At 53.5% G+C, this 5572-nt stretch carries 1 protein-coding gene, 2 tRNA genes and 3 rRNA genes; 5 read left to right on the top strand and 1 reads right to left on the bottom strand.

Annotated features, from left to right (window positions below; translation table 11 throughout):
* Positions 1-337, bottom strand: a 337-nt coding sequence (locus AC07WC_RS17680; RefSeq protein ID WP_495211160.1) for a hypothetical protein, incomplete at its 3' end; no start/stop codon positions are given.
* A 39-nt stretch (positions 338-376) separates the two neighbouring features.
* Here AC07WC_RS17680 and AC07WC_RS17675 point away from each other — a divergent pair.
* From AC07WC_RS17675 to rrf, 5 genes are all read left to right on the top strand, one after another.
* A 16S ribosomal RNA gene (locus tag AC07WC_RS17675) occupies positions 377-1921 on the top strand.
* Between the two features lie 95 nt (positions 1922-2016).
* Positions 2017-2092: transfer RNA gene (locus AC07WC_RS17670), tRNA-Ala, on the top strand.
* 48 nt (positions 2093-2140) lie between these two features.
* A tRNA-Ile gene (locus tag AC07WC_RS17665) sits at positions 2141-2217 on the top strand.
* A 228-nt stretch (positions 2218-2445) separates the two neighbouring features.
* Positions 2446-5324 (top strand): 23S ribosomal RNA (locus AC07WC_RS17660).
* A gap of 124 nt (positions 5325-5448) precedes the next feature.
* Positions 5449-5563: ribosomal RNA gene (rrf, locus tag AC07WC_RS17655) — 5S ribosomal RNA — on the top strand.
* The 16S, 23S and 5S rRNA genes sit together here with 2 tRNA genes alongside, the layout of an rRNA operon.
* The last annotated feature ends 9 nt before the right edge of the window (positions 5564-5572 follow it).

The following is a 5572-nucleotide window of genomic DNA, read 5'->3' as shown; positions in this document are numbered from 1 at the left end:
CGAAAAGCCTGACATAATAGGCGGCTCGCTTCGACGAAAAGACCTCCGGGTCGCACGACGAAGCAGCATCGGCAACAACGTTTCGCTTCGGTGAAACGGCCTTGAAAAAAGGTGTTGACGAGGCGGAAAAGCCGGCTATAATGGGCGGCTCGCAACGACGGAAACGTCGGGGCGCACGGAGGAAGGCGCTGAGGCCGACTCCAGAGTTCTTTGACAGTATGCGCAGGTATCTTGTGAAGGCGCCTGCAGGAAGGATGATTGTCCATCTTGCAGACGTTTGATCAAGCAACATATCAATTGTTTTAAAGCAAGCGAAACGTTGCCAGCGGTCAAGCATCTGCAGCTTTAAATTTTTAGTCCTCGGACTATGCGTTTTTAAGTGAAGAGTTTGATCCTGGCTCAGAGTGAACGCTGGCGGTAGGCCTAACACATGCAAGTCGAACGGCAGCACAGGAGAGCTTGCTCTCTGGGTGGCGAGTGGCGGACGGGTGAGGAATACATCGGAATCTACCTTTTCGTGGGGGATAACGTAGGGAAACTTACGCTAATACCGCATACGACCTTCGGGTGAAAGCAGGGGACCTTCGGGCCTTGCGCGGATAGATGAGCCGATGTCGGATTAGCTAGTTGGCGGGGTAAAGGCCCACCAAGGCGACGATCCGTAGCTGGTCTGAGAGGATGATCAGCCACACTGGAACTGAGACACGGTCCAGACTCCTACGGGAGGCAGCAGTGGGGAATATTGGACAATGGGCGCAAGCCTGATCCAGCCATACCGCGTGGGTGAAGAAGGCCTTCGGGTTGTAAAGCCCTTTTGTTGGGAAAGAAAAGCAGTCGGCTAATACCCGGTTGTTCTGACGGTACCCAAAGAATAAGCACCGGCTAACTTCGTGCCAGCAGCCGCGGTAATACGAAGGGTGCAAGCGTTACTCGGAATTACTGGGCGTAAAGCGTGCGTAGGTGGTTGTTTAAGTCTGTTGTGAAAGCCCTGGGCTCAACCTGGGAATTGCAGTGGATACTGGGCGACTAGAGTGTGGTAGAGGGTAGTGGAATTCCCGGTGTAGCAGTGAAATGCGTAGAGATCGGGAGGAACATCCATGGCGAAGGCAGCTACCTGGACCAACACTGACACTGAGGCACGAAAGCGTGGGGAGCAAACAGGATTAGATACCCTGGTAGTCCACGCCCTAAACGATGCGAACTGGATGTTGGGTGCAATTTGGCACGCAGTATCGAAGCTAACGCGTTAAGTTCGCCGCCTGGGGAGTACGGTCGCAAGACTGAAACTCAAAGGAATTGACGGGGGCCCGCACAAGCGGTGGAGTATGTGGTTTAATTCGATGCAACGCGAAGAACCTTACCTGGTCTTGACATGTCGAGAACTTTCCAGAGATGGATTGGTGCCTTCGGGAACTCGAACACAGGTGCTGCATGGCTGTCGTCAGCTCGTGTCGTGAGATGTTGGGTTAAGTCCCGCAACGAGCGCAACCCTTGTCCTTAGTTGCCAGCACGTAATGGTGGGAACTCTAAGGAGACCGCCGGTGACAAACCGGAGGAAGGTGGGGATGACGTCAAGTCATCATGGCCCTTACGACCAGGGCTACACACGTACTACAATGGTAGGGACAGAGGGCTGCAAACCCGCGAGGGCAAGCCAATCCCAGAAACCCTATCTCAGTCCGGATTGGAGTCTGCAACTCGACTCCATGAAGTCGGAATCGCTAGTAATCGCAGATCAGCATTGCTGCGGTGAATACGTTCCCGGGCCTTGTACACACCGCCCGTCACACCATGGGAGTTTGTTGCACCAGAAGCAGGTAGCTTAACCTTCGGGAGGGCGCTTGCCACGGTGTGGCCGATGACTGGGGTGAAGTCGTAACAAGGTAGCCGTATCGGAAGGTGCGGCTGGATCACCTCCTTTTGAGCAAAGACAGCATCGTCCTGTCGGGCGTCTTCACAAGTAACCTGCATTCAGAGTTTCACGCCGGCCTGGCCGGTGTGGATAGTCCCGTATATGGGGCCTTAGCTCAGCTGGGAGAGCACCTGCTTTGCAAGCAGGGGGTCGTCGGTTCGATCCCGACAGGCTCCACCACACGTTGCGTGTTTATCGACGCAAACGGCAATGAGCTGAACGGACATTGGGTCTGTAGCTCAGGTGGTTAGAGCGCACCCCTGATAAGGGTGAGGTCGGTAGTTCGAGTCTACCCAGACCCACCACTCTGAATGACTAGCGCATACAAAGAATTTATTACGGATCAGCATTGTGGCTGGTACGTGTTCTTTTAAAACTTGTGACGTAGCGAGCGTTTGAGATTCTATCTTGACGTGTCGTGAGGCTAAGGCGGAAGACTTGAATGTCTTCTTATTAATTGAGTCGTTATATTTCGTATCTGGGCTTTGTACCCCCAGGTCATATATATAACCCAAGGCAACTTGCGGTTATATGGTCAAGCGAATAAGCGCACACGGTGGATGCCTTGGCGGTCAGAGGCGATGAAGGACGTGGCAGCCTGCGAAAAGTATCGGGGAGCTGGCAACAAGCTTTGATCCGGTAATGTCCGAATGGGGAAACCCACCCGCTTGCGGGTATCCTGCAGTGAATACATAGCTGCTGGAAGCGAACCTGGTGAACTGAAATATCTAAGTAACCAGAGGAAAAGAAATCAACCGAGATTCCCTGAGTAGCGACGAGCGAACGGGGACTAGCCCTTAAGCTGGAATGGTTCTAGAAAAACAGCCTGGAACGGCTGGCCATAGAAGGTGATAGCCCTGTATTTAAAAGGGCCACTCCAGTGAAGACGAGTAGGGCGGGGCACGTGAAACCCTGTCTGAACATGGGGGGACCATCCTCCAAGGCTAAATACTACTGACCGACCGATAGTGAACCAGTACCGTGAGGGAAAGGCGAAAAGAACCCCGGAGAGGGGAGTGAAATAGATCCTGAAACCGTGTGCGTACAAGCAGTAGGAGCTCGAAAGAGTGACTGCGTACCTTTTGTATAATGGGTCAGCGACTTACTGTTCGTGGCAAGCTTAACCGTATAGGGGAGGCGAAGGGAAACCGAGTCTGATAAGGGCGCATAGTCGCGGGCAGTAGACCCGAAACCGGGTGATCTAGTCATGGCCAGGGTGAAGGTGCCGTAACAGGTACTGGAGGCCCGAACCCACGTCTGTTGCAAAAGACGGGGATGAGCTGTGATTAGGAGTGAAAAGCTAATCGAACCCGGAGATAGCTGGTTCTCCTCGAAAGCTATTTAGGTAGCGCCTCATATGTATCCTCTCGGGGGTAGAGCACTGTTATGGCTAGGGGGTCATCGCGACTTACCAAACCATTGCAAACTCCGAATACCGAGACGGACTGTATGGGAGACACACGGCGGGTGCTAACGTCCGTCGTGAAAAGGGAAACAACCCAGACCCACAGCTAAGGTCCCAAATTCACTGCTAAGTGGAAAACCATGTGGAAAGGCACAGACAGCCAGGAGGTTGGCTTAGAAGCAGCCACCCTTTAAAGAAAGCGTAATAGCTCACTGGTCGAGTCGGTCTGCGGGGAAGATTTAACGGGGCTAAGCAGTGAACCGAAGCTTGGGGTGTGCATATTTATATGTACGCGGTAGAGGAGCGTTCCGTAAGCCGTTGAAGGTGGATTGAGAAGTCTGCTGGAGGTATCGGAAGTGCGAATGCTGACATGAGTAACGATAATGCGGGTGAAAAACCCGCACGCCGAAAGCCCAAGGTTTCCTTGCGCAACGTTAATCGGCGCAGGGTGAGTCGGCCCCTAAGGCGAGGACGAAAGTCGTAGTCGATGGGAAGCAGGTTAATATTCCTGCACCTCGCGTAAGTGCGATGGAGGGACGGAGAAGGTTAGGTGTACCCGGCGTTGGTTGTCCGGGGGAAAGGCGGTAGGTTTGGATCTTTGGCAAATCCGGGATCCTTTAAGACCGAGCACCGAGACGAGTCTTTAAGACGAAGTCACTGATACCACGCTTCCAGGAAAAGCTCCTAAGCTTCAGCTTACGCAGACCGTACCGTAAACCGACACAGGTGGGTAGGATGAGAATTCTCAGGCGCTTGAGAGAACTCGGGTGAAGGAACTAGGCAACATGGCACCGTAACTTCGGGAGAAGGTGCGCCCTTTTTGGTGGCTCATGCGAGCTATAGCTGAAGAGGGCCGCAGTAACCAGGCCGCTGCGACTGTTTATCAAAAACACAGCACTCTGCAAACACGAAAGTGGACGTATAGGGTGTGACGCCTGCCCGGTGCTGGAAGGTTAATTGATGGGGTCAGCCGCAAGGCGAAGCTCTTGATCGAAGCCCCAGTAAACGGCGGCCGTAACTATAACGGTCCTAAGGTAGCGAAATTCCTTGTCGGGTAAGTTCCGACCTGCACGAATGGCGTAACGACAGCGGCGCTGTCTCCACCCGAGACTCAGTGAAATTGAAATCGCTGTGAAGATGCAGCGTTCCCGTGGCAAGACGGAAAGACCCCGTGAACCTTTACTATAGCTTTACACTGAACGTTGAGTTCGTCTGTGTAGGATAGGTGGGAGGCTATGAAACTGTGGCGCTAGCTGCAGTGGAGCCATCCTTGAAATACCACCCTGTCGTGCTTGACGTTCTAACCTAGGTCCATAATCTGGATCGGGGACCGTGTATGGTGGGTAGTTTGACTGGGGCGGTCTCCTCCTAAAGAGTAACGGAGGAGCTCGAAGGTACGCTCAGCGCGGTCGGACATCGCGCACTGTGTGCAAAGGCATAAGCGTGCTTGACTGCAAGATCGACGGATCAAGCAGGTAGGAAACTAGGACTTAGTGATCCGGTGGTTCTGTATGGAAGGGCCATCGCTCAACGGATAAAAGGTACTCCGGGGATAACAGGCTGATACCGCCCAAGAGTTCATATCGACGGCGGTGTTTGGCACCTCGATGTCGGCTCATCACATCCTGGGGCTGTAGTCGGTCCCAAGGGTATGGCTGTTCGCCATTTAAAGTGGTACGCGAGCTGGGTTCAGAACGTCGTGAGACAGTTCGGTCCCTATCTGCCATGGGCGTTGGAGATTTGAGAGGGGCTGCTCCTAGTACGAGAGGACCGGAGTGGACGAACCTCTGGTGTTCCGGTTGTCACGCCAGTGGCATTGCCGGGTAGCTATGTTCGGAAGCGATAACCGCTGAAAGCATCTAAGCGGGAAGCGCGCCTCAAGATGAGATCTCCCGGGGCACAAGCCCCCTGAAGGAACCATATAGACTATGTGGTTGATAGGTCAGGTGTGTAAGTACAGCAATGTATTGAGCTAACTGATACTAATGATCCGTGTGGCTTGACCATATAACCTCAAGTTGCCTTGGCCGACATGACATGTCGATAGATCCAAGTGCACGCTACGTCACAAGACTTACGAGAGGCAGGCGCCTTAATCCGTTCCTTAGGATGGCGACGCTCCAACTGTCTCCCTGGTGAAATTAGCGCTGTGGAACCACCCGATCCCATCCCGAACTCGGAAGTGAAACGCAGCTGCGCCGATGGTAGTGTGGCCTAAGCCATGCGAGAGTAGGTCATCGCCAGGGTTTTTACCC

It is taken from the genome of Stenotrophomonas sp. GW821-FHT01H02A (genome assembly GCF_059422145.1).
The sequence above is the reverse complement of the archived record's forward strand: the minus strand, read 5'-3'. Positions and strand labels throughout refer to the sequence as shown.